Annotated in this window: 22 protein-coding genes; 13 read left to right on the top strand and 9 right to left on the bottom strand. The window is 71.1% G+C overall.

Annotated elements, in window-relative coordinates; all coding sequences use genetic code 11:
• Window positions 1–170: 170 nt before the first annotated feature.
• Window positions 171–1397 carry an acyl-CoA dehydrogenase family protein gene (locus tag ACFUO4_RS24855; RefSeq protein ID WP_079309504.1) on the bottom strand — a complete coding sequence of 409 codons (1227 nt, stop codon included), beginning with the start codon at window positions 1395–1397 and terminating at the stop codon, window positions 171–173.
• 172 nt (window positions 1398–1569) lie between these two features.
• Between ACFUO4_RS24855 and ACFUO4_RS24850 the strand changes: the two genes are divergently transcribed.
• A complete protein-coding gene (locus tag ACFUO4_RS24850) occupies window positions 1570–2214 on the top strand; it encodes a TetR family transcriptional regulator (protein WP_383488404.1) in 645 nt (214 codons plus the stop codon).
• 64 nt (window positions 2215–2278) lie between these two features.
• Here ACFUO4_RS24850 and def read toward each other — a convergent pair whose 3' ends face one another.
• On the bottom strand, window positions 2279–2824 hold the full coding sequence (def, locus tag ACFUO4_RS24845; RefSeq protein WP_079309503.1) for a peptide deformylase: 546 nt from the start codon (window positions 2822–2824) through the stop codon (window positions 2279–2281).
• A gap of 105 nt (window positions 2825–2929) precedes the next feature.
• Between def and ACFUO4_RS24840 the strand changes: the two genes are divergently transcribed.
• The 7 genes from ACFUO4_RS24840 (at window position 2930) to ACFUO4_RS24810 (ending at window position 10771) form a co-directional block, all read left to right on the top strand.
• The gene (locus ACFUO4_RS24840) at window positions 2930–4168 is read left to right on the top strand and encodes a MurT ligase domain-containing protein (protein ID WP_079309502.1); all 1239 of its coding nucleotides are present in this window, start codon (window positions 2930–2932) and stop codon (window positions 4166–4168) included.
• 16 nt (window positions 4169–4184) lie between these two features.
• The gene (locus ACFUO4_RS24835; protein ID WP_079309501.1) at window positions 4185–4913 is read left to right on the top strand and encodes a type 1 glutamine amidotransferase; all 729 of its coding nucleotides are present in this window, start codon (window positions 4185–4187) and stop codon (window positions 4911–4913) included.
• Between the two features lie 216 nt (window positions 4914–5129).
• Complete coding sequence (locus tag ACFUO4_RS24830; protein ID WP_079309500.1) at window positions 5130–6155, top strand: 6-phosphofructokinase; 1026 nt, start codon at window positions 5130–5132, stop codon at window positions 6153–6155.
• A gap of 156 nt (window positions 6156–6311) precedes the next feature.
• Entirely contained in the window at window positions 6312–7262 is a 951-nt protein-coding gene (locus ACFUO4_RS24825) for a cytochrome c oxidase assembly protein (RefSeq protein WP_383488399.1), read from the top strand.
• Window positions 7263–7432: 170 nt separating this feature from the next.
• Window positions 7433–8701 carry a DUF6777 domain-containing protein gene (locus ACFUO4_RS24820; RefSeq protein WP_383488396.1) on the top strand — a complete coding sequence of 423 codons (1269 nt, stop codon included), beginning with the start codon at window positions 7433–7435 and terminating at the stop codon, window positions 8699–8701.
• 28 nt (window positions 8702–8729) lie between these two features.
• Window positions 8730–10577: a protein kinase gene (locus ACFUO4_RS24815; protein ID WP_383488393.1), complete on the top strand. Its 1848-nt coding sequence runs from the start codon at window positions 8730–8732 to the stop codon at window positions 10575–10577.
• Window positions 10578–10600: 23 nt separating this feature from the next.
• On the top strand, window positions 10601–10771 hold the full coding sequence (locus tag ACFUO4_RS24810; RefSeq protein ID WP_015662072.1) for a hypothetical protein: 171 nt from the start codon (window positions 10601–10603) through the stop codon (window positions 10769–10771).
• A 12-nt stretch (window positions 10772–10783) separates the two neighbouring features.
• Here the strand turns inward: ACFUO4_RS24810 and ACFUO4_RS24805 are convergent, their stop codons facing one another.
• From ACFUO4_RS24805 to ACFUO4_RS24790, 4 genes are read right to left on the bottom strand one after another with little or no spacing between them, the layout of a single operon-like run.
• Entirely contained in the window at window positions 10784–11965 is a 1182-nt protein-coding gene (locus ACFUO4_RS24805; protein WP_383488389.1) for a sensor histidine kinase, read from the bottom strand.
• Window positions 11966–11999: 34 nt separating this feature from the next.
• Window positions 12000–13712: a cation acetate symporter gene (locus ACFUO4_RS24800; RefSeq protein WP_079309499.1), complete on the bottom strand. Its 1713-nt coding sequence runs from the start codon at window positions 13710–13712 to the stop codon at window positions 12000–12002.
• Window positions 13709–14071: a hypothetical protein gene (locus ACFUO4_RS24795; protein ID WP_079309498.1), complete on the bottom strand. Its 363-nt coding sequence runs from the start codon at window positions 14069–14071 to the stop codon at window positions 13709–13711. The genes ACFUO4_RS24800 and ACFUO4_RS24795 overlap by 4 nt, the downstream gene beginning before the upstream one ends.
• Window position 14072: 1 nt before the next feature.
• The gene (locus ACFUO4_RS24790) at window positions 14073–14843 is read right to left on the bottom strand and encodes a LytR/AlgR family response regulator transcription factor (protein WP_383488385.1); all 771 of its coding nucleotides are present in this window, start codon (window positions 14841–14843) and stop codon (window positions 14073–14075) included.
• A gap of 78 nt (window positions 14844–14921) precedes the next feature.
• Between ACFUO4_RS24790 and ACFUO4_RS24785 the strand changes: the two genes are divergently transcribed.
• From ACFUO4_RS24785 to ACFUO4_RS24765, 5 genes are all read left to right on the top strand, one after another.
• The gene (locus ACFUO4_RS24785) at window positions 14922–15419 is read left to right on the top strand and encodes an Lrp/AsnC family transcriptional regulator (protein WP_383488382.1); all 498 of its coding nucleotides are present in this window, start codon (window positions 14922–14924) and stop codon (window positions 15417–15419) included.
• A gap of 154 nt (window positions 15420–15573) precedes the next feature.
• Complete coding sequence (ddaH, locus tag ACFUO4_RS24780) at window positions 15574–16398, top strand: dimethylargininase (RefSeq protein ID WP_079309496.1); 825 nt, start codon at window positions 15574–15576, stop codon at window positions 16396–16398.
• A complete protein-coding gene (rocD, locus tag ACFUO4_RS24775; RefSeq protein WP_383488378.1) occupies window positions 16395–17618 on the top strand; it encodes an ornithine--oxo-acid transaminase in 1224 nt (407 codons plus the stop codon). The genes ddaH and rocD overlap by 4 nt, the downstream gene beginning before the upstream one ends.
• A 275-nt stretch (window positions 17619–17893) precedes the next feature.
• Window positions 17894–18619, top strand: a complete 726-nt coding sequence (locus ACFUO4_RS24770; protein WP_383488375.1) for a lysophospholipid acyltransferase family protein — start codon at window positions 17894–17896, stop codon at window positions 18617–18619.
• Between the two features lie 88 nt (window positions 18620–18707).
• On the top strand, window positions 18708–19721 hold the full coding sequence (locus ACFUO4_RS24765; RefSeq protein ID WP_383489755.1) for an NAD-dependent epimerase/dehydratase family protein: 1014 nt from the start codon (window positions 18708–18710) through the stop codon (window positions 19719–19721).
• 44 nt (window positions 19722–19765) lie between these two features.
• On the opposite strand, the gene ACFUO4_RS24760 is transcribed toward ACFUO4_RS24765, so the two are convergent.
• The 3 genes from ACFUO4_RS24760 to ureG form a co-directional block, all read right to left on the bottom strand.
• Window positions 19766–21367: an alpha/beta hydrolase gene (locus ACFUO4_RS24760; protein ID WP_383488372.1), complete on the bottom strand. Its 1602-nt coding sequence runs from the start codon at window positions 21365–21367 to the stop codon at window positions 19766–19768.
• Between the two features lie 130 nt (window positions 21368–21497).
• On the bottom strand, window positions 21498–22253 hold the full coding sequence (locus tag ACFUO4_RS24755) for an urease accessory protein UreD (protein ID WP_079309528.1): 756 nt from the start codon (window positions 22251–22253) through the stop codon (window positions 21498–21500).
• Window positions 22250–22927 (bottom strand): urease accessory protein UreG, encoded by a 678-nt coding sequence (gene ureG, locus ACFUO4_RS24750; protein ID WP_383488368.1) that lies wholly within the window; start codon window positions 22925–22927, stop codon window positions 22250–22252. Before ureG ends, ACFUO4_RS24755 begins: the two co-directional genes overlap by 4 nt.
• Window position 22928: the final 1 nt, after the last annotated feature.

Genomic DNA, 22928 nt, shown 5'->3' with positions numbered 1-22928 from the left:
TCTGGTGCGTGCGATCGCAAGGCGCCGGAGCGCCCGCGATGGGGGTGCCCCCGCGCGAGCTGTGCGAAGCGCGGTTCGAGCGCGGGGGAGGAGCCACGTGGGCGTTTCGGCAACGCCGCGAGCGTGCGTGCCAGGCGTCGCGCGCCCGGCCGGGGATGTGACACAGGCTCTCAGCGGATCGGCATCCCCGACAGGGTGCGGGCGATGACCAGGCGCTGGATCTCGCTCGTGCCCTCGAAGATCGTGTAGATCGCGGCGTCGCGGTGCATGCGCTCGACCGGGTACTCGCGGGTGTAGCCGTTGCCGCCGAGGATCTGGACCGCCTGGGCGGTGACCTTCTTGGCCGTCTCGCTGGCGAACAGCTTCGACATCGAGCCCTCGGCCGCGGTGAACGGCTTGCCGTTGATCGCCATCCAGGAGGCGCGCCAGACCAGCAGCCGGGCGGCGTCGATGGACGTGCGCATGTCGGCGAGCTGAAAGGCGACGCCCTGGTTGTCGATGATCGGGCGGCCGAACTGCTCGCGGGTCTTGGCGTAGTCGAGGGCGACCTCGTACGCGGCCCGGGCGGTGCCCACCGCCATCGCGCCGACCGCCGGGCGGGAGGCCTCGAACGTGGCCATCGCCGCGTTCTTCACGCGCTCGCCGCCCTGCTTGGCCCGCTCGCGGGCCCGGGCGAGGCGCTCGTCGAGCTTCTCCTTGCCGCCGAGGAGGCAGGAGCCGGGCACGCGCACGTTCTCCAGGACGACCTCGGCGGTGTGCGAGGCGCGGATGCCGTGCTTCTTGAACTTCTGGCCCTGGGACAGGCCGGGCGTGTTCGGCGGGATGATGAAGGAGGCGTGGCCCTTGGAGCCGAGCTCCGCGTCGACCACGGCCACGACCACGTGGACGTTGGCGATGCCGCCGTTGGTCGCCCAGGTCTTGGTGCCGTTGAGCACCCACTCGTCCTTGGCCTCGTCGTACACCGCGCGGGTGCGCATCGAGGCCACGTCCGAGCCGGCGTCCGGCTCGGAGGAGCAGAACGCGGCGACCTTGACGTCGTTGACGTCGCCGTACATCTGCGGGATCCAGGTGCCGATCTGCTCCTCGGTGCCGTTGGCGAGGACGCCGACGGCGGCGAGACCGGTGCCGACGATCGACAGCGCGATGCCCGCGTCACCCCAGAACAGCTCCTCCATCGCCATGGGGATGCCGAGGCCGGTGGAGTCGAAGTACTGCTGGGCGTAGAAGTCGAGCGAGTAGATGCCGACCTTGGCGGCCTCCTGGATGACCGGCCAGGGAGTCTCCTCACGCTCGTCCCATTCGGCGGCCGCGGGGCGGATGACGTCGGCGGCGAAGCCGTGCAGCCAGTCCCGGACCTCCTTCTGTTCGTCGTTGAGCTCCATGGTGAACTCGGCCATGTCCCCTCCAGCGGCGGCGCAAATGCATGTTACTAGCGGTAACCCGAGTCTGTTACCGACCGGTAGGAAAAGTCAACTCCTGATGACGCCTCGGCAGCCCGTTCGATGCATGAGGCATGGTGAGTGCTAGTTTGCGCAGGCGTCACCGAATCAGCAGGGGTGGGGAGAGCTCATGGACACCACGCAGCGGACCGATCAGCAGCGGTCCGCCGACCGCCGTCGGCGTGAGCTGCTGGAAGCCGCGGACCGGGTGGTCCTGCGTGACGGACCGCAGGCCTCCATGAACGCGATCGCCGCGGAAGCGGGCATCACCAAGCCGATCCTCTACCGCCACTTCGGTGACAAGGGGGGACTCTACGCGGCGTTGGCCAAACGGCATACGGACGCGTTGCTGGATTCTCTGCGGGCCGCGCTGGACGCGCCGGCGGACCGGCGGGAGCGGGTGGAGGCCACGCTCGACACCTACCTCGCCGCGATCGAGGCGCGGCCGCAGGTGTACCGGTTCCTGATGCATCCCGCGGAGGGGGGCCAGACCGGGGACCAGGGGTTCGACGTCGGGAAGCACTCGGCCCCGCTGCTGCGGCGGATGGGCGAGGAGTTGGCGCAGGTCATCGAGGACCGGCTGGATCTCGGGCCCGGGAGTCAGCAGCTGGCTCGGGTGTGGGGGCACGGGATCGTCGGGATGATGCACGCGGCCGGGGACTGGTGGCTGGGGGAACGGCCTTGCTCGCGTGCCGAGTTGGTGCGGAGTCTGGCGGACCTGTTGTGGGGGCGGTTGGCTGCCGCCGGCGACAAGGTGGGGGGTCCGGGGTTCTGAAGGCTGTTGGTTGGGTGCGGGTGTGTGGGGGCTGGGCGCGCAGTTCCCCGCGCCCCTGAGGACGTCACCCTGCCCGGTACCAGGAAGCTCGCCTTGCCTGCCGCATAAGGCGGCTGTGGCGCCGGCCCGTCAAGCGGTCCGCGTAGATCTTTCCGTCCAAGTGGTCGCACTCATGCTGCAAGCACCTTGCGAACCAACCCGTGCCGTGCACCCGCACCGGCTCGCCCGTCATCGTGAAACCCTCCACCACCGCGTGGTCGTAGCGTTCCGTTCCCGCCTCCAGGCCCGGCAGCGACAGGCAGCCCTCCGGGCCTCGCAGGACCAGTCCGTCCGCCTCCACCAGGCGCGGGTTGACCACATGCCCCAGGTGCCGAACGTCCTCGTCGTCCGGACAGTCGTAGACGAACACACGCAACGACTCCCCCACCTGGTTCGCCGCGAGGCCGACTCCCTGGGCCGCATACATCGTCGCGAACAAGTCCTCCACGAGCGTCGCCAGTTCCGGGCCGAAGTCCGTGACGTCCTCGCACGGGGCGTGCAGGACGGGGTCACCGAGCAGCGTGAGGGGCCGGACCCGTCCACGGGTGCCCGGAATGGAGCTGTTTCGCATGGCCGCAAGGGTACGGCGATTCGGGACTGCGAATGGATCTCGATAGGCTGACCACCACCACGTTGCCGTCAGGCGCGGCGCGTACGCAAGGAGGATCGAGAACTGATGGCAGGCAACTCGGACCCGCTCACGCCGCGGGCCAAGATCGCCGTGACCGCGGGCAAGGCGGTCGCAGCGGCGTCGCGCGCCGCGGGGCGCGGCAGCGGTTCGGTGATCGGCGGCCGGGTGGCGCTCAAGCTCGACCCCGACCTCCTCGCCCGGCTCGCCCAGAACCTGGATGTGGTCCTCGTCTCGGCGACCAACGGCAAGACCACGACCACCAGGCTGATCGCCGAAGCACTGCGGGCCGCCGGGCCGGTCGTGTCCAACGCGCTCGGCGCCAACATGCCGGCCGGCATCACCTCGGCGCTCGCCGGCAGCTCGGACGCCCGCTACGGCGTGATCGAGGTCGACGAGAAGTACCTCGCCGGCGTCGCCCGGGACACCGCCCCGAAGTGCATCGCGCTGCTCAACCTCTCCCGCGACCAGCTCGACCGCGCCGCCGAGACGCGGATGCTCGCCGAGGCCTGGCGTGAGGGGCTGGCCGGCAGCAAGGCCGTCATCGTCGCCAACGCCGACGACCCGCTGGTCGTGTGGGCCGCCTCCTCCTCCCCCAACGTCGTCTGGGTCGCCGCCGGGCAGATGTGGAAGGACGACGCCTGGTCCTGCCCGTCCTGCGGCGGTGTGATGCAGCGGCCCGGCGACGACTGGTTCTGCGGGGAGTGCGGTTTCCGGCGGCCGACGCCGAGCTGGGCGCTGTCCGGGGACCATGTGCTGGACCCGCACGGTTCCGCCTGGCCGATCCATCTGCAGCTGCCCGGCCGTGCCAACAAGGCCAACGCCGCCTCCTCGGCCGCCGTCGCCGCCGTGTTCGGCGTACCGCCGCAGGTCGCTCTGGAGCGCATGTACCAGGTGCAGGCCGTCGCCGGACGCTATGACGTGGTGCAGTTCCAGCAGCGTGATCTGCGGCTGCTGCTCGCGAAGAACCCGGCCGGCTGGCTCGAAACGTTCAGCCTCATCGACCCGCCGCCGACCCCGGTGATCCTCTCGGTGAACGCGCGCGGCGCCGACGGCACCGACACCTCCTGGCTGTGGGACGTCGACTACACGCGGCTGACCGGCCACCCGATCTGCGTCATCGGCGACCGCAAGCTCGACCTCGCGGTGCGTCTGGAAGTCGCCAACCAGCACTTCCAGGTCTGCGAGAACCTCGACCAGGCCGTGCAGCTGTGCCCGCCGGGCCGCATCGAGGTCATCGCCAACTACACCGCCTTCCAGGATCTGCGCCGCCGCGTCGGCAACTGACACTCAGGGGACTTTTGTGAGCGACAACCAGCTGCGGGTGGTCTGGATCTATCCCGACCTGCTCAGCACCTACGGCGACCAGGGCAACGTCCTGGTCGTGGAGCGCCGGGCGCGGCAGCGGGGCCTCGACGTGGCCCGGCTCGACGTGCGCAGCGACCAGCCGATCCCGACCTCCGGGGACATCTACCTCATCGGCGGCGGCGAGGACCGTCCGCAGCGGCTCGCGGCGGAGCGGCTGCGCCGGGACGGCGGACTGCACCGGGCGGTCGAGAACGGCGCGATCGTGTTCTCGGTGTGCGCCGGGTACCAGATCCTCGGGCACGAGTTCATCAACGACCTCGGCCAGCGCGAGCCCGGTCTCGGGCTGCTCGACGTGGTCTCGGTCCGTGGTGAGGGCGCGCGGTGCGTCGGTGACGTCCTCGCCGACATCGACCCGCGCCTCGGGCTGCCCCCGCTGACCGGCTTCGAGAACCACCAGGGCGTCACCCACCTCGGCCCCACCGCCCGCCCGCTCGCCAACGTCCGCCTGGGCAACGGCAACGGCACGGGTGACGGCACGGAGGGCGCGTACAACGACACGGTCTTCGGCACCTACATGCACGGTCCCGTGCTGGCGCGGAACCCGCTCATCGCCGACCTGCTGCTGAAGCTGGCACTCGACGTGAACGCGCTGCCGCCGACCGACGACCGCTGGTACGAGGCGCTGCGCAACGAGCGCATCGCGGCTGCGCAGCAGCCGGCCTAGAACAGCTGCGCAGCAGCCCGCGTGAGCTGGCGGTTCACCAGTGCTCAAGGGTCACTTCACCAGCCCGTCTGACGATGAGTCCGCACACCTGAGCGGGGTCGTCCAGCAGGCGGACGCACGGTTCGGTCCCGCCCCCTCCTGCCGCTAGGGTGGCGGGGATCGAGCCGGACAGCGTGGTCCGGTCCCCGGCCCACGTTGAGAAGGTTGTTTCGGGCTATGCGCATTGGTGTCCTCACGTCCGGCGGCGACTGCCCCGGCCTGAACGCCGTCATCCGGTCCGTCGTGCACCGTGCCGTCGCCGACCACGGCGACGAGGTCATCGGCTTCCGGGACGGCTGGAAGGGTCTCCTGGAGTGCGACTACCTCAAGCTCGACCTCGACGCGGTGGGCGGCATCCTCGCCCGCGGCGGCACCATCCTCGGCTCCTCCCGGGTCCAGCCCTCCCATCTGCGTGACGGGGTGGAGCGGGCCAAGGGGCATGTCGCCGAGCTCGGCCTCGACGCGATCATCCCGATCGGCGGCGAGGGCACGCTGAAGGCGGCCCGGCTGATGTCCGACGCCGGTCTGCCGATCGTGGGCGTGCCGAAGACCATCGACAACGACATCGCCGTCACGGACGTCACGTTCGGCTTCGACACGGCCGTCGGTGTGGCCACGGAGGCCCTGGACCGGCTCAAGACCACCGCCGAGTCGCATCAGCGCGTGCTCGTCGTCGAGGTCATGGGGCGGCACACCGGCTGGATCGCGCTGCACTCCGGCATGGCGGCCGGCGCGCACGCCATCGTCGTCCCGGAACGGCCCTTCGACATCGAGGAGTTGGCGCGGCGGGTCGGCGAGCGGTTCGAGGCCGGCAAGCGGTTCGCGATCGTCGTCGCGGCGGAGGGTGCGAAGCCGGCGCCGGGGTCCATGGCGTTCGACGAGGGCGGCAAGGACATCTACGGGCACGAGCGCTTCGCGGGGATCGCTCGGCAGCTGTCCATCGAACTGGAGCAGCGGCTGGGGAAGGAAGCGCGGCCGGTGATCCTGGGGCATGTGCAGCGGGGCGGTACGCCTACCGCGTACGACCGTGTTCTTGCCACGCGGTTCGGGTGGCATGCGGTGGAGGCCGTACACCGTGGTGAGTTCGGGCACATGACGGCGCTGCGGGGGACGGACATCGTGATGGTGCCGTTGGCTGAGGCGGTGGAGACGTTGAAGACGGTTCCTGAGGAGCGGTACGCGGAAGCAGAGTGCGTGCTGTAGTCGTCTGGCGGGTGCGGGTCGTGTGTGGCTGGTCGCGCAGTTCCCCGCGCCCCTTCAGGGACATGTGCTTGCCCCCGGTGACAGGAGTCGCCGGGGGCAGTTCTAGTCTGTGTGCGGACAGACTCGTACAACCCCCACGAATCAGGAGCCGGCGTAATGGATCACAGCGGGCACGGCATGACCATGGATCTGCCGCCGTTCACGCTGGGGCGGGGGCTTCAGTGGTCGGCCGACCCGTTCTTTCTCGTCGCCTGTCTGGTGGGGCTCGGGCTGTACGCGTTCGGGGTCGTGAAGCTGCGGCGGCGTGGGGACGCCTGGTCGGCGGGGCGGACGGTCTCGTTCGTCGTCGGCGTGCTGACGATCATGCTGGTGATGTGCACCCGGCTCAACGACTACGGCATGGTCATGTTCAGCGTGCACATGGTGCAGCACATGGTCATCAGCATGCTGTCGCCGATCCTGATCCTGCTCGGCGCTCCCGTGACCCTCGCGCTGCGGGTGCTGCCCGCCGCCGGCAAGGGGCGCAAGGGGCCACGCGAGCTGCTGCTGGCGCTGCTGCACAGCCGGTACATGCGGATCATCACGCATCCGGCGTTCACCATCCCGCTGTTCATCGCGAGCCTCTACGCGCTGTACTTCACGCCGCTCTTCGACTTCCTGATGGGGTCGAAGACCGGGCACCTGGCGATGATGGTGCACTTCCTCGCCGTGGGTGTCGTGTTCTTCTGGCCGATCATCGGCGTCGACCCGGGGCCGCACCGGCCGGGGTATCTGATGCGGATGCTGGAGCTGTTCGCGGGCATGCCGTTCCACGCGTTCTTCGGGATCGCGCTGATGATGGCGTCGACCCCAATGGTCGAGACGTTCAAGAATCCGCCCGCCTCCCTCGGTATCGACGCGCTCTCCGACCAGAACGCCGCGGGCGGGATCGCCTGGGCTTTCAGTGAGATCCCGTCCGTGCTGGTGCTGCTCGCGCTGCTGTTCCAGTGGTACGGCTCTGAGCAGCGGCAGGCCCGGCGCAAGGACCGGGCCGCCGACCGGGACGGCGACAAGGAACTCGAGGCATACAACGCCTATTTGGCCTCATTGAACGCACGTGGGCGCTGAAAGGCCTTTTGCGACCGGGTCATTCAGTAGCATGAAGCGCGTTGGGGGAACCGCCGGGGGGAGCGGTGATGACATTTCGCGCATTTATGCAGAGGCTCGCGACAAAGCTCGCGTGTCTGTTGGTTCTCGTTCTCGCGGTGAGTGGCTGCGACAGAGGAACGTCTTCGCTGGTGGTGAAGGCGGTCGCGGCCGGTGTGCCGTCGCTCGCGCCGTTCTTCGACGAGACGAGCGGACTCGGCCGGGACGCGCCGGACGTGAAGGCGCAGCCCGTGCGTGGCAGTCTGCAACAGGGCGACACTCCGGGTCTGTACGGCGGCTCGAAGCAGCCGACCGTCTGTGACGTCAAGAAACTCAAGGCATTCCTCACCGATCCCACGAACGACCAGAAGACACAGGCGTGGGCGCGCGCCCTGGGAATCACCACCGGTGAGATACCGGAATACCTGGATCGGCTCACACCGGTTCTATTGCGTCACGACACTCTCGTCAAGAATCACGACTACAAAAAGGGAAAGGCCGTTCCCTACGACTCGCTGCTCCAGGCCGGAATCGCGATTCTCGTCGATCAGCAGGGACAGCCGGCCGTGAAGTGCAGCTGCGGAAATCCTTTGCGTCCTTTCGCGGGTGACACGAACCGTATCTCGGTCAAGTTCGAGGACGGGAACAAGGAGTGGAAGGGATACGACCGCTCCTCGGTCGTGGCCGTGCGGCCCGCCGCCCGTCCGCTGGAGAAGATCGCCCTGGTCGACGTGGACGATCCCGACCGCGGGATCAACCGGCCGGTCGGCACCGGGGGCGCGAGGGACGACACCTTCGACACCCGGAAGACCGAGGCCGTCCCCGGTCTTGCGGGCAAGACCTTCGGTGAGGCCCGGCAGGCGCTGGCCGACAAGGGGCTCGCGACGGGGTACGACACCGGTTCGGTGCCGGCGGACGGCGCGCGGGTCACGGCGTCCGATCCGCCGGCCGGGACCGAGCTGCGGTTCGGGCAGTACGTGATGCTGAGCGTGGCGGAGGGCTCGTCGCCCGGAGACGGCGACACCACGTCTCCCCCGCCGACGCAATCTTCTGTGTCCGAGCCGTCGACGCCTGGTACGTCGGCGCCGGAATCGAGCGGGAGCACGTCGACGTCGCCGTCCGCCGGTCCCCCGACCGGTCCTTCGACCAGTCCTTCGACGAGCACACCGTCCGGCCCGTCGACGTCCACGTCCCCATCGGTCCCGACCTCACCGTCGACGTCGGTGACGAGCTCGCCGCCGACCGTGACCAGCGCACCGCCGCCGTCCCCGCCACCGAAGGAGACCGCGAGCACTCCCCCGGTGACGACCAGCGCTCCGCCGCCGGTGACGACGGTCGCGCCACCGCCGGTGAGCACCAGCGCACCGCCGCCCGTCAGTGAGTCCGCGCCCGAGGGGCCCACCTCAAGCGTCGCCACGTAGCGCCCCCGCAGAACCCGGGAGTCACCGGATGCCTTCAGGACCATCGACATCGGGAGTGGGCCGGGTCATCGCCGGCCGCTATCTGCTGCTGAACCAACTGGGCAGCGGCGGCATGGGCCATGTCTGGCTCGCCCACGACCAGAGACTCGCCTGCGAGGTCGCGCTCAAGGAGATCGTCTTCCGGGACCCGTCCGAGGCCGGTCACGAGCGCGAGGCCCGGGTCGCCCGGGCTCGCGCGGAGGCCCGGTACGCGGCCGGGCTGCGCGGTCATCCGCATGTGGTGACCGTGCACGACGTGCTGGAGCACGACGGGCTGCCCTGGATCGTCATGGAGTACGTGCCGGGCGCGGTGGACCTGCGTGAGCTGGTCGCCCGGCGCGGTCCGCTGGCGCCCGCCGAGTGCGCCCGCATCGGGCTCGCCGTCCTCGACGCGCTCACCGCCGGGCACGAGCGGGGCGTCATGCACCGGGACGTGAAACCGGCGAACATCCTGCTCGCGCCGGACCGCGGCGGGGCGCCGTACGGCCGCGTCCTGCTCACCGACTACGGCATCTCGGTCCAGCCGGACGCCGGGGAGACGCGGTACACGCTGACGTCGGTGCTGGTCGGCACGGCCGGTTATCTGGCTCCGGAGCGGGCCACGGGTGGCTCGCCCACTCCGGCCGCCGACCTGTTCTCGCTGGGGTGCACGCTCTACCACGCGGTGGAGGGATGCGGTCCCTTCGAGCGCGACTCGCACCTGGCGGAGATCAGCGCGGTGGTGACGGAGGAGCCGCGGCCACCGGTGCGGGCGGGCGCCCTGGCCCCCGTCCTGGTGGCGATGCTGGTCAAAGAGCCGGAGCTGCGGATCTCCGCCGCGCAGGCGGAGACGGCGCTGTCGCAGATCGTCACACCGCGGGCCGATCCGTTCGTCCGGACCCAGACCGACCTGGGCTCGCAGCCGCCGTGGGCGCAGCCGGCGCCGCCTCCGCCCGGTCCGGTGGCGCCTCCGCAGGGCTTCGGGCCGCTGGTCAGCAGTGGTGGCGGGAGCCGGCGCCGTACCCGTTCGCGGGCCCTGCAGTCGGCCCTCGCCGGGCTGCTGGGGCTGGCGCTCGCCGGGGGCGGGGTCTGGTACGCCGTGGCGCAGCAGCCGCCCGGGGACGGCGGGGGCGGCAGCGGCGCGACGGCAGCGCCGTACGGGACGGACGTCGGGCTCGGGAGGGCTCTGCGCGACGGTGACTGCGTGACCGTGGACTGGCCGGGTGAGGCGCCCTTCCAGGGGACGCCGCAGGTGGCGTTGGCCGCGCGGTGCGGCGGTCCGCCGGACGGGCAGGTGATGGCCTTCGTCGCCGCCGCCTCGGCGGCCGAGGCGCGGGCGCAGGGGCCGGCGCGCTGTGAGGAGGCGACCGAGGAGATCCGCGGGAAGCTGGCCGATGTGCGCAGCCTCGCCCTGGTACCGACCGCGCAGGGGTTCACGGCCGCGGGACGCCGTACGGCGTGTCTGGTGGTGGGCGCGCACGGGCCGGTGTACGGGCCGCTGGGCGGGCACCGGAAGCCGGGGACGAAGTTCCTCGACGTGTCGTCCATGCAGAAGCGGGACTGTCTGGAGGTGCGGTCCAACCGGGACGCGCGGCTGGTGTCCTGTGCGGGGCCGCACGACGAGGAGGTCCTCGGGTTCACCCGACTGGCCGAGGACGTGACGCTGGCGGAGGCGGGTGCCGAGGCGGCGGACCTGGCCTGCGGCAGGGATGTGGCGCCGGCCGACTACGGCTTCGATCCGTCGGTGTACCGGGCGGGGTCCTGGACGAGCGAGGGGCCGTGGAAGGCGGGCACTCATTTCGTCGTCTGCACCGTCAGGAAGCAGAACGGGGGCACCATGGAGGGGGACGCATCCTGAGGAATCCCGAGGAGGGTGTCGCGATGCCCGGTTCCACGGACGGCTCGACCAGAACGATGGGGGTGCTCACCGTCGGCGGACTCGTCGTGGTGACCGCCTACACGGTGGCGCTCGGCAGCAACGGCTGGCTGTGGTTCGGCTGGGTCGTGCTGGGACTGATCACGCTCGGGATGGTCGTCACCCGCAGCACCTGAGGCGACCGTGCCCTAGTGGACGCCCGGCTGGTACTTCGGCAGCCGGGCGGTGATCCTCATGCCGGCGCCGACGGCGGTCTCGATGACGAGGCCGTAGTCGTCGCCGTACACCTGGCGCAGCCGGTCGTCGACGTTGGACAGCCCGATGCCGCCCGAGGGGCTGACCTCGCCGGCGAGGATGCGGCGCAGTGCGGAGGGGTCCATTCCCGCGCCGTCGTCCTCGATGACGACGAGGGCTTCGGCGCCCGCGTCCTGTGCCGTGATCTGGATGTGGCAGGTGTCGGGCTTGCCTTCGAGGCCGTGCTTGACGGCGTTCTCGACGAGCGGCTGGAGACAGAGGAAGGGCAGGGTGACCGGCAGTACTTCGGGGGCGATCTGCAGGGTGACGGAGAGGCGGTCGCCGAAGCGGGCTCTCACCAGCGCCAAGTACTGGTCGATGGCGTGGAGTTCGTCGGCGAGGGTGGTGAAGTCGCCGTGCCGGCGGAAGCTGTAGCGGGTGAAGTCGGCGAACTCCAGGAGCAGTTCGCGGGCGCGCTCGGGGTCGGTGCGGACGAACGACGCGATGACCGCGAGGGAGTTGAAGATGAAGTGCGGCGAGATCTGGGCGCGCAGGGCCTTGATCTCGGCCTCGATGAGGCGGGTGCGGGACTGGTCGAGGTCGGCGAGTTCCAGCTGGACGGAGACCCAGCGGGCGACCTCGCCGGCGGCCCGCACGAGCACGGCGGACTCGCGGGGCGCGCAGGCCACGAGGGCGCCGTGGACGCGGTCGTCGACGGTGAGCGGGGCGACCACGGCCCAGCTCACGGTGCAGTCGAGGGCGTCGCAGGTCAGCGGGAAGGCCTCGCCGCGGCCGGTCTCCAGGGGCCCGGCCAGGCGTTTCATGATCTCGTCGCGGTGATGGCCGCCGACGCCGTCCCAGACGAGGACCCGCTCCTGGTCGGCCAGGCACAGGGCGTCCGTGCCGAGCAACGTCCGTAGCCTGCGTGCGGACTTGCGGGCCGTCTCCTCCGTCAGGCCCGCGCGGAGCGGCGGCGCGGCGAGGGACGCGGTGTGCAGGGTCTCGAAGGTGGCGTGCTCGACGGGCGTGCCGAGTCCGCCGAGGTTCTCGGGGCGCGCGGTGCGGCGGCCGAGCCAGAAGCCGGCGGCCAGCAGGGGCAGGATGGCGACGCACAGCCCGGCAAGGAAGCCGCTCATCGCCCCGCCTCCCCCGGGTGCTCGCGGCATGCGCTCATGCCTTCACCTCCGTCCGCAGCTCCTCCGGCAGATGGAACCGCGCCAGGATGGCCGCCGTTCCGGCCGGGACCCGCCCCGGGGTCGCCAGGGACACCAGCACCATCGTGAGGAAGCCCAGCGGCACCGACCACAGGGCCGGCCAGGCGAGCAGGGCGCGCACCGCGCCGGAACCGGGGAATCCGGCCATGGTCGCCGCGACCGCCACCAGCGCGGAACCACCGCCGACCAGCATCCCGGCCGCCGCGCCCGGCGGGGTCAGCCGCCGCCACCAGATGCCGAGCACGAGCAGCGGGCAGAAGGAGGAGGCGGACACGGCGAACGCCAGGCCCACCGCGTCGGCGACCGGCAACCCGCCGACCAGGGCGCTCGCCGCCAGCGGTACGGCCATGGCGATGACCGTGCCCAGCCGGAAGTGCCGTACGCCGCGCGACGGCAGCACGTCCTGGGTGAGGACGCCCGCGACGGCCATGGTCAGTCCCGAGGCGGTGGAGAGGAACGCGGCGAAGGCTCCCCCGGCGACCAGCGCGCCGAGCAGGTCGCCGCCGAGGCCGCCGATCACCCGGTCCGGCAGCAGCAGGACGGCGGCGTCCGCGTCCCCGGTGAGGGTGAGTTCGGGGGCGTAGAGGCGGCCGAGGGCGCCGTAGACGGGCGGCAGCAGGTAGAAGGCGCCGATCAGGCCCAGCACGGCGACGGTGGTGCGGCGGGCGGCGACGCCGTGCGGGCTGGTGTAGAAGCGGACGACGACGTGCGGCAGGCCCATGGTGCCGAGGAAGGTCGCGAGGATCAGGCCGTACGTGGCGTACAGCGGGCGTTCGCCGCGGCTCTCGGCCTGCGAGGGCGACAGGCCGGCGTCGCTGCGGCGGTCGGCCTCGGGGACGGGGTCGCCCGCGGCGAAGGTGAGCAGGGTGCCGGCGTCGATGTGATGGGTGCCGGCGTGCAGGCGGAGCGCGGTGTCCGTGTGGCTGCGGCCGTCGACGGTGCCGTCCACGGTGACGGTCAGCGGGCGGTCGAGCTTCAGGTCGAGGCTGTCGCCGACGCGGACCACGCGCTGCTCGCGGAAGGTCGCCGGTTCCTCGAAGGCGTGGCTGGGGGCGCCGTCGCCCTGCCAGGCGAGGATCAGGAAGAGCGCGGGGACGAGGAGGGCGGTGAGCTTGAGCCAGTACTGGAAGGCCTGCACGAAGGTGATGCTGCGCATGCCGCCGGCGGCGACGGTGGCGACCACGACCACGGCGACGATGACTCCGCCCAGCGAGTCGGGGGCGCCGGTCAGCACCTGCAACGTCAGCCCGGCGCCCTGGAGTTGGGGCAGCAGGTACAGCCAGCCGACCCCGACGACGAAGGCCCCGGCCAGTCGCCGTACCGCCTGGGAGGCGAGCCTGGCCTCGGCGAAGTCGGGGAGCGTGTAGGCGCCGGAGCGGCGCAGCGGGGCGGCGACGAAGAGCAGGAGGACGAGGTATCCGGCGGTGTAGCCGACCGGGTACCAGAGCATGTCCGGGCCCTGCACGAGGACGAGTCCGGCGATGCCGAGGAAGGAGGCCGCGGACAGGTACTCGCCGCTGATGGCGGCCGCGTTCAGCCGTGGCCCCACGGTGCGGGAGGCGACGTAGAAGTCGGAGGTGGTGCGGGAGATGCGCAGGCCGAAGGCGCCGACGAGGACGGTGGCGACGACGACGAGGGCGACCGCGGGGACGGCGTAGCCGGAGTTCATCGGTCCTCTACGAGGCGTACGAAGTCGCGCTCGTTGCGCTCGGCCCGCCGCACGTACCAGCGGGCGAGCAGCACCAGCGGGACGTAGACGCCGAAACCGAGGACCGCCCATTCCAGGCGGCGGGCGTCGGGCAGCGCGGCGAACAGCAGCGGGAGCGGGCCGATGAGGAGGCCGAGGACGGCGAACACGGTGAGTCCGGCGCGGAGTTGGCTGCGCATGAGGGAGCGGACGTAGGTGTGGCCGAGGGTGGTCTGCTCGTCGATCTCGGTGCGCGGGCGGTAGGAGCCGGGCCCGCGGCGGGTGCGGCGGGGCGGGCCGGTGACGACGACACGGCGTTCGGCGGGGTCCTGGTGCGGCATGTCAGGTCCTCCGCATCAGCAGGTCGCGCAGTTCACGGGCGTGGCGCCGGCTGACCTGGAGTTCCTCGGCGCCGACCAGGACGCTGACCGTGCCGGCGTCGAGGCGGAGTTCGCCGATGTGGTGCAGGGCGACCAGATGGCGGCGGTGGATGCGGACGAAGCCGCGGGAGCGCCAGCGCTCCTCCAGGGTGGACAGCGGGATGCGGACCAGGTGGCTGCCCTTGGTGGTGTGCAGCCGGGCGTAGTCGCCCTGGGCCTCGACGTGGGTGATGTCCTCGACGGAGACGAAGCGGGTCACGCCGCCGAGCTCGACGGGTATGTGGTCGGGGTCGGGTTCGTGCACGGGGATGCGGGGTGCCTGGTCGTCGGGTTCGGCGGGGCGTCGTACGAGTTCGGCGGCGCGTCGTACGGCCTCGGCGAGCCGCTCCTTGCGGACGGGCTTGAGGACGTAGTCGACGGCCTTGAGGTCGAAGGCCTGGACGGCGAAGTCCTCGTGGGCGGTGACGAACACGACCAGCGGGGGCTTGGCGAAGCCGGTGAGCAGCCGGGCCAGGTCGAGACCGTCGAGGCCCGGCATGTTGATGTCGAGGAAGACGACGTCGATCGCCTCCGGGCCGTCCGGGCCCGACTCCAGCGCGCGGTTGATCCGGCGCAGCGCCTCGGTCGCGTCGCCGGCGCCCGCCGCGCTGCCGATGCGGGGGTCGGCGTTGAGGAGGTAGAGCAGTTCCTCCAGCGAGGGGCGTTCGTCGTCGACAGCCAGGGCGCGCAGCATGAACCCGGAGTGTAGGAGTAATTCGTACGTCTGGACATGTGCCGAGGCGTGGACGTTCCCGCTGGGTATCGTGCCGCCATGAACAGCAGGCCTCCCGCGTTCGACGCACTCGACCGGAAGATCATCAGCGCGCTGATGGCGAACGCGCGGACGTCCTTCGCGGAGATCGGCGCCGCGATCGGACTGTCCTCCACCGCGGTGAAACGGCGGGTGGACCGGCTCCGGGAGACCGGGGTGATCACCGGCTTCACGGCGACCGTGCGGCCGTCCGCGCTGGGCTGGCGCACCGAGGCGTACGTCGAGGTGTACTGCGAGGGCGCGGCCCCGCCGCGGCGGCTCGCGGAGGTGGTGCGCAACCATCCGGAGATCACCGCGGCGATGACGGTGACCGGAGGCGCGGACGCGCTGCTGCATGTGCGGGCGCGGGACGTGGAGCACTTCGAGGAGGTGCTGGAACGCATCCGCGTGGAGCCCTTCATCCGCAAGACGATCAGCGTGATGGTGCTGTCGCATCTGCTCCCGGAGAGCCCCGAGGCGGGCGCCACCCAGGCGGCTCCCGCACCATCACCCGAATAAACATCCGAACACGCAGTGAAGCTGCGCGTTCACGGCCGAAGACGCAGCATTCCTGCGCAGACACGCAATTCTCGTTGCTTGTCGGGTGTGACCGTCACTTCCTACCTTGGTGTCAACCCCCAGTCGACACCGCAGGAAGCGGAGGAACCCCTCTGTGTCCGACTCCCGTGTGCCGCGCCGACGGCGATTCCTCGTCTGCGAACCCAGACATTTCGCTGTGCAGTACGCGATCAATCCCTGGATGCAACCCGATGTCCGCGTCGACGTGGATCTGGCCCGGGAGCAGTGGCAGGCGCTGATCGGCGCCTACCGGGCCCACGGCCACACCGTCGACAGCGTGGAGCCGGCCCCCGGTCTCCCTGACATGGTCTTCGCGGCGAACTCGGCGGTCGTCGTGGACGGCCGCGTCTTCGGCTCCCTCTTCCACGCGCCCGAGCGGCGCCCCGAGTCCACGCACTACGACACCTGGTTCAAGGCGGCCGGCTTCGACGTCCACCGCCCCGAGTCGGTCTGCGAGGGCGAGGGCGACCTGGTCTGGACGGGCCGGTACATGCTGGCCGGCACCGGTTTCCGCACCACCCGGGAGGCGCACCGCGAGGTGCAGGAGTTCTTCGGGCACCCGGTGATCAGCCTGACGCTGGTGGACCCGCGCTTCTACCACCTGGACACGGCGCTGTTCGTCCTCGACGACTCCGCCGAGGGCAACAACATCTCCTACTACCCGGAGGCGTTCTCGCCGGGCAGCCGGGAGGTGCTGGCGCGCCTGTTCCCGAACGCGGTGCTGGCCACCCTGGACGACGCGCTGGCCTTCGGCCTGAACTCCGTGTCCGACGGCCGGAACGTCTTCATCGCACCGCAGGCCGAGTCCCTGTCCTCCGCCCTCGCCGACCGCGGCTATGTCCCCGTGCCGGTCGACCTGTCCGAGTTCCGCAAGGCAGGCGGCGGCATCAAGTGCTGCACTCAGGAGATCCGTTCATGACCGCTCCCGTGACCACGCGCACCTCCGCCGACCTGATCCGCGCCGAAGAGCCGGTCCTGGCGCACAACTACCACCCCCTGCCGGTGGTGGTCGCCCGCGCCGAGGGCACCTGGGTCGAGGACGTCGAGGGCCGCCGCTACCTGGACATGCTGGCGGGCTACTCGGCCCTCAACTTCGGCCACCGCCACCCGGCCCTAATCGAGGCCGCCCACCGCCAGCTGGACCGCCTCACCCTCACCTCCCGCGCCTTCCACAACGACAAGCTGGCCGAATTCGCCGAGCGGCTGGCCGAGTTGACGGGCCTGGACATGGTGCTGCCCATGAACACGGGCGCCGAGGCGGTCGAGTCCGGCATCAAGGTGGCCCGCAAATGGGCCTACGACGTGAAGGGCGTCCCGGCCGACCAGGCGACGATCGTCGTGGCGGCGGAGAACTTCCACGGCCGGACGACGACGATCGTGTCGTTCTCCACGGACGAGACGGCGAGGGCCGGCTTCGGGCCCTTCACGCCGGGCTTCCGGATCGTGCCCTACAACGACCTCGCGGCCCTGGAAGCGGCGATCGACGAGACGACGGCCGCGGTGCTGCTGGAGCCGATCCAGGGCGAGGCCGGCGTGATGATCCCCGACGACGGCTATCTGACCGGCGTCCGCGAGCTGACCCGCCGCAAGGGCTGCCTCTTCATCGCTGACGAGATCCAGTCGGGCCTCGGCCGCACGGGCCGCACCCTCGCCGTGGACCACGAGTCGGTCGTCCCGGACGTCCTGCTGCTGGGCAAGGCGCTGGGCGGCGGCATCGTGCCGGTGTCGGCGGTGGTGGCCCGGCGTGACGTCCTGAGCGTGCTGCGCCCCGGCGAGCACGGCTCGACGTTCGGCGGCAACCCGCTCGCGGCGGCGGTCGGCACGGCGGTGGTGGAACTCCTGGAGACGGGCGAATTCCAGCGCCGGGCAAGCGAGTTGGGCGTGGTCCTGCGCGACGGCCTGACAGAGCTGGTCGGCAAGGGCGTCCTCGGCTTCCGCGCGCGGGGCCTGTGGGCGGGCGTCGACATCGACCCGGCCTTCGGCACCGGCCGCGAGATCGGCGAACGGCTGCTGCGGGAAGGGGTGCTGGTGAAGGACACCCACGGGTCGACGATCCGACTGGCACCGCCGCTGACGATCACGGCGGACGAACTCACCGGCGCGCTGGGGGCGTTGGAGAAGGTGCTGACGCGGGACTGACCGATCCGGAGGTGCGGCTCTCGGGGACGGGAGCCGCACCTCGTCCTGCACAAGACCCCCGCGTCCGCCACTCATGCACGTGTTTCCGTCATCGTGCACTCGATCACGTTGCCGCCGCCCCCTCATCCGCACCAGGCTGTCCCCCGCGGTCATCCCCACCCGCGCCCCCGTTCCCCGCGCTCCCGCATGCACTTACACTGGCACCCCCACGACACGCCGGTTGACCTGCTGGAACGCGGCGGTTGAGCCGATATGCCGGAGTGAGGAGCGTCCCCTTGTTCTATTACCTGCTCAAGTACGTGTTGCTGGGGCCCCTGCTGAGACTGGTCTTCCGGCCTCGCATCGAAGGCCTTGAGCACGTACCGGACAGCGGTGCGGCCATCATCGCGGGGAACCACCTGTCCTTCTCGGACCACTTCCTGATGCCCGCGATCCTCAAGCGGCGCATCACGTTCCTCGCGAAGAAGGAGTACTTCACCGGACCCGGCCTGAAGGGCCGGCTCACGGCGTTCTTCTTCCGCAGCGCCGGGCAGATCCCGGTCGACCGTACCGGCAAGGAGGCGGGCCAGGCTGCCATCCGCGAGGGGCTCGGGGTGCTCGCCAAGGACGAGCTGCTGGGGATCTACCCGGAGGGCACGCGGTCGCACGACGGGCGCCTGTACAAGGGCAAGGTCGGCGTCGCGGTCATGGCACTCAGGGCCGGGGTGCCCGTCATCCCCTGCGCGATGATCGGCACCTTCGAGGCGCAGCCGCCCGGCAAGGTCATCCCCAACATCCACCCCGTCGTCATCCGCTTCGGCAAGCCCCTCGACTTCTCCCGCTACGCCGGCATGGAGAACGAGAAGGCGATCCTGCGCGCCATCACCGACGAGATCATCTACGCCATCCTCAGCCTCTCCGGTCAGGAGTACGTCGACGAGTACGCGGCCGTCGTCAAGGCGCAGGAGACCGAGGCCAAGGCGGAGAAGGAGCGGCGGTTCCCGCGGATGCCGCTCGGGTGAGCCCGCCCGGGGTGGGCTCTGCTGTGGGCAGAGATCCCCACGCGGGCCGGCCTCGTCGTCGTAGCGTCGCCGTATGACACGACGTGCTGTGGTGATCGGGGCCGCCGGACAGATCGGGCGGGCGGCGGTGGGGGTGCTGGCCCGCGACGGGTGGGACGTGACCGCCCTCTCGCGGGGTGGTGGGCGCGACGAGGGGTGGCCCGAGGAGGTGCGGGCCGTGCCGGGCGACCGGGAGGACGACGCCGTGCTCGCCGAGGTCGTCGGTGACGGGTGCGATGCCGTCGTCGACGTCGTCGCCTACGGAGGCGGCCACGCACGGCAGTTGGTCTCCCTCGCCGACCGGATCGGGTCCGCCGTCGTCATCTCGAGCGTGTCGGTGTACGAGGACGACAAGGGGCGGAACTTCGACACGCAGGAAGAACCGGACGGCTTCCCCGAGTACCCCGTGCCGATCACCGAGCAGCAGCGCACGGTCCGGGCCGGTGACAGCTCGTACAGCACGCGCAAGGTCGTCCTGGAACGCGAACTGCTGGCCGCCGGTGAGCAGTTGCCCACGACCCTGCTGCGGGCCGGTGCCGTCCACGGACCGTACTGCCGGACGCCGCGCGAGCTGTACTTCGTCAAGCGCAACCTCGACGGGCGGGCCCGGCGGGTCCTCGCCTACGGCGGGGAGAGCCGGTTCCATCCGGCGAGCGTCCACAACATCGCCGAGTTGATCCGGCTGGCCGCCGCCAACGCGGGCAGCCGGGTCCTGAACGCGGTCGACCCGGACGCGCCGACGGTGGCGGAGATCGCGCGGGCCATCGACGCCGTGATGGGGGTGCAGCGGGAGGACGTGCTCGTCGACGGGCCGCCGCCTGTGCCCACCGTCGGGGACACCCCGTGGTCCGTGCCCGTGCCGGTCGTGTGCGACATGTCCGCCGCCGAGCGGGAGTTGGGGTACCGGCCGGTGGTCCGGTACGCGGACCGGCTGGCCGAGTCCGTCGCCTCGATCGAGGAGCAGCTGTCCGGGCGGGACTGGCGGGAGGCCTACCCGAAGATGCTCCAGGCGTACGGCGACATCTTCGACTACGCGGCGGAGGACGCCTGGTTCAGGGCATGAGAAAGGGGCGGCCCGGCTCCGGGCCGCCCCTGCCTGTCACACCTTTACGGCTTCGGCGTGGCGTGCGGTCCGCACGTCACGTCGGCGGCGTCCAGCTTGCCGCTGAGCAGGTAGGCGTCCACCCGCTCGTTGATGCACGGGTTGACCAGGCTGGTGACACCGTGGGAACCGGCGTCCTTCTCGGTGATGAGACGGGAGCCCTTGAACCGCTTGTGCAGTTCGACAGCGCCCTCGTACGGGGTCGCGGCGTCCCGTTCGGACTGCACGATCAGCACCCCGGGCAGCCCCTTGCCGGTCTTCACGTTCACCGGCGTCTGCTGCTTGACCGGCCAGGTGGCGCAGGGCAGGTTCATCCAGGCGTTGGCCCAGGTGAGGAACGGGTAGTCCTTGTGCAGGCGGGTGTTGTCCCGGTCCCACTTCTTCCAGCTCGTGGGCCACTTGGCGTCGGTGCACTCGACGGCCGTGTAGACGGCGTTGCCGTTCTCCGAGGCGATGTTGCCCGCGGTGTCGGTCAGGTCGGGCGCGGCCGCGTCGACGACCGCCTGGGTGTCACCGGCGAAGTACTTGCTGAGCACCGTGGCGGTGTTGACCCACGCGGAGTCGTAGTACGGGGCGGTCTGGAAGAAGCCGATCAGTTCGGCCGGGCCGACCACGCCACCGATCGGGCTCTTCTTCGCCGTGGCCCTCAACTCCAGCCACTTGGCCTGGATCTCGGCGCGGGTGGTGCCGAGGTGGAAGGCCGCGTCGTTGGCGGCGACCCAGTCCTGCCAGTCGTTCCAGCGCTTCTCGAAGGCGACGTCCTGGTCGAGGTTGGCCTCGTACCAGATCTTCTCCCGCGACGGGTTGACGACGCTGTCGACGACCATGCGGCGGACGTGACCCGGGAACAGCGTGCCGTAGACGGCGCCGAAGTAGGTGCCGTAGGAGACGCCGAGGAAGTTGAGCTTCTTCTCCCCGAGCGCGGCGCGGATGACGTCCAGGTCACGTGCGCTGTTCGGCGTGGTCATGTGCGGCAGCATCTCGCCGCTGCGCTTGTAGCAGCCCTCGGCGTACGCGCGGGCCAGCTTGCGCTGGGCGCGCTTGTCGGCCTCGGAGTCGGGCACCGGGTCCATCTTGGGCGCCTTGACGAACTCCTGCGGGTCGATGCAGGAGATGGGCGTCGAGTGGCCGACGCCGCGCGGGTCGAAGCCCACGAAGTCGTACGCCTTGGACGTGTTGACCCACACCGGCGCCTTGGTGACGACCCGGCGCGGGAAGCGCAGGCCCGAGCCGCCCGGTCCACCGGGGTTGTAGACGAGCGCGCCCTGGCGCTCGGCGGGGGTCCCGGTGTTGCCGATGCGGTCGACGGCGAGCTTGATCTGCTTGCCGTTGGGCTTGGCGTAGTCGAGCGGCACGGTGACCCAGCCGCACTGGATGGGCTTCTCCAGCCCCCAGTCGGCGGGGCAGTCCTGCCAGTCGATGCCGGCCTTCTCGGCCCGGGCGGCGGCGATGGCGACGCCGCGGGCCTCACGGTCCTGGCCGTGCCGTGCGCCCGCCTTCGCGTTGGCGGTGGGCGCCGCCACGGCCCCGGCTATCAGGGTCGCCGTGACGAGCACTCCGGCCGAGCCGAACGCCGTGGCCCGCCTGGTCGATCTGTGGCGCTTCAAGTGCGACCTCCCCGTACGTCATTGATGAGTACGGGGATCCTCTCGGCTGTGGGTTCCCTGAGAACAGGGTCCGTCGGCCTTCTTTGCCAATCCGATAACCGGAGAGGGTTGTTCGCTAACCGACCTTCGGTCACCCGAGCGACGCCAGGGCCTCGTCCAGGAGCCTTCTCAGCCGCAGCGCGTCAGGGGCGACGGCGCTCACGAGCGCGGCGGGTCCGGCGAGCGGCATGACCACGGCACCATCCCCCAGCACCCGGGCCGGCACCGGATCGGCGACGAACTCCGGTCGTACGACGACCAGTTGCCCGACCGCGCGATGCCCCGCCAGCACGGCCGGGCCGTCCCATCCGCCGGGCGCCCCGGGCCCGCAGGCGAGTTCCTGGTCCAGCACGGTCCGTCCGCCGACGCGCACGGCGAGCCGGCTGCCGAGCCGCCCCGGCTCCTCGGCGACCCGCCCCAGCACCTGCTCCTCGCGCAGCACGAGCCGACCGTACGCACCGACGTCGACGTGTGTCGAGACGTACAGTTCACTGCCGTGTGCGGAGATCAACTGCTCGGGCAGCCAGCGCAGTTCACCGCCGTCGGCGACGGTGAGGCGGACGTCGTAGCGCGCCTCGCCCTTGGCCTGTCCGGGCAGGGCGATGGTGGCGGCGGCCGATCCGAGGTGCAGCCGGGCGCCTTCCTCCACGGTCGCCCGGACAGTGAAGTGGTCGCCGCCGAGCGGGCCGCTCATCGCGCCGACAAGCATGACCCGCGCCTCGGTGCCGCTCCCCCGCGTCCGGCGCAGCGCCAGCGGCCCGTCGCCCTCCAGCACGGGAAGGGAGGTGCCGCCACGCCCGTCGTCGCGGGCGAGGATCCGCGCGGTCGCCTGTACGCCGCCGCTCATGCCGTCCACGCGGCGAGCTGCGCCCGCACCCACGCGGCGACGTCCGTGACCCCGGCCTCGGTCCGCAACGACTGGAAGACGACCGGCAGTTCGGCGCGCTGCGCCTTGGCGTCGGCCGCCATCCGCGCGAGGTCCGAGCCGACGTACGGGGCGAGGTCGGTCTTGTTGACGACGAGCAGGTCGGCGGTGGTGACGCCGGGACCGCCCTTGCGCGGGATGTCGTCACCCCCGGCCACGTCGATCACGAAGATCTGCGCGTCCACGAGCCCTTTGGAGAAGGTCGCGGTGAGGTTGTCGCCGCCGCTCTCGACGAGCACGAGGTCGAGCGGCCCGACCTCGCCCTCCAAGTCCTCGACGGCTTCGAGGTTGGCGGAGATGTCGTCCCTGATCGCGGTGTGCGGGCAGGCTCCCGTCTCCACGGCGGTGATCCGCTCGGGCGGCAGGACGGCCTCGCGGAGGAGGAACTCGGCGTCCTCGCGGGTGTAGATGTCATTGGTGACGACGGCGAGGGACAGTTCGTCCCGCAGGGCGCGGCAGAGCGCGGCGACGGTGGCGGTCTTACCGGAACCGACGGGGCCGCCGAGTCCGATCCGCAGGGCGCGGCGGGCGCCGTCGGGGCGGTGCGCGTCCGCGCTGACGGCGGAGGGGGCGTCGTGGGAGTGGTCGAGATGCATG

The sequence above is a fragment of the Streptomyces sp. NPDC057280 genome (assembly GCF_042668605.1).
In the GTDB taxonomy this organism is placed as follows: Bacteria; Actinomycetota; Actinomycetes; order Streptomycetales; family Streptomycetaceae; genus Streptomyces.
Note: the sequence above shows the minus strand (reverse complement) of the source record. Positions and strands in the feature narration are given on the sequence as shown.

Excerpts from the sequence above, each read along its gene's own strand:
- ACFUO4_RS24855 (WP_079309504.1), bottom strand. The coding sequence starts at position 1,397 with ATGGCCGAGTTCACCATGGAGCTCAACGACGAACAGAAGGAGGTCCGG.
- ACFUO4_RS24850 (WP_383488404.1), top strand. The coding sequence starts at position 1,570 with ATGGACACCACGCAGCGGACCGATCAGCAGCGGTCCGCCGACCGCCGT.
- def (WP_079309503.1), bottom strand. The coding sequence starts at position 2,824 with ATGCGAAACAGCTCCATTCCGGGCACCCGTGGACGGGTCCGGCCCCTC.
- ACFUO4_RS24840 (WP_079309502.1), top strand. The coding sequence starts at position 2,930 with ATGGCAGGCAACTCGGACCCGCTCACGCCGCGGGCCAAGATCGCCGTG.
- ACFUO4_RS24830 (WP_079309500.1), top strand. The coding sequence starts at position 5,130 with ATGCGCATTGGTGTCCTCACGTCCGGCGGCGACTGCCCCGGCCTGAAC.
- ACFUO4_RS24825 (WP_383488399.1), top strand. The coding sequence starts at position 6,312 with ATGGATCACAGCGGGCACGGCATGACCATGGATCTGCCGCCGTTCACG.
- ACFUO4_RS24815 (WP_383488393.1), top strand. The coding sequence starts at position 8,730 with ATGCCTTCAGGACCATCGACATCGGGAGTGGGCCGGGTCATCGCCGGC.
- ACFUO4_RS24810 (WP_015662072.1), top strand. The coding sequence starts at position 10,601 with ATGCCCGGTTCCACGGACGGCTCGACCAGAACGATGGGGGTGCTCACC.
- ACFUO4_RS24805 (WP_383488389.1), bottom strand. The coding sequence starts at position 11,965 with ATGAGCGGCTTCCTTGCCGGGCTGTGCGTCGCCATCCTGCCCCTGCTG.
- ACFUO4_RS24800 (WP_079309499.1), bottom strand. The coding sequence starts at position 13,712 with ATGAACTCCGGCTACGCCGTCCCCGCGGTCGCCCTCGTCGTCGTCGCC.
- ACFUO4_RS24795 (WP_079309498.1), bottom strand. The coding sequence starts at position 14,071 with ATGCCGCACCAGGACCCCGCCGAACGCCGTGTCGTCGTCACCGGCCCG.
- ACFUO4_RS24790 (WP_383488385.1), bottom strand. The coding sequence starts at position 14,843 with ATGCTGCGCGCCCTGGCTGTCGACGACGAACGCCCCTCGCTGGAGGAA.
- ACFUO4_RS24785 (WP_383488382.1), top strand. The coding sequence starts at position 14,922 with ATGAACAGCAGGCCTCCCGCGTTCGACGCACTCGACCGGAAGATCATC.
- rocD (WP_383488378.1), top strand. The coding sequence starts at position 16,395 with ATGACCGCTCCCGTGACCACGCGCACCTCCGCCGACCTGATCCGCGCC.
- ACFUO4_RS24755 (WP_079309528.1), bottom strand. The coding sequence starts at position 22,253 with ATGAGCGGCGGCGTACAGGCGACCGCGCGGATCCTCGCCCGCGACGAC.
- ureG (WP_383488368.1), bottom strand. The coding sequence starts at position 22,927 with ATGCATCTCGACCACTCCCACGACGCCCCCTCCGCCGTCAGCGCGGAC.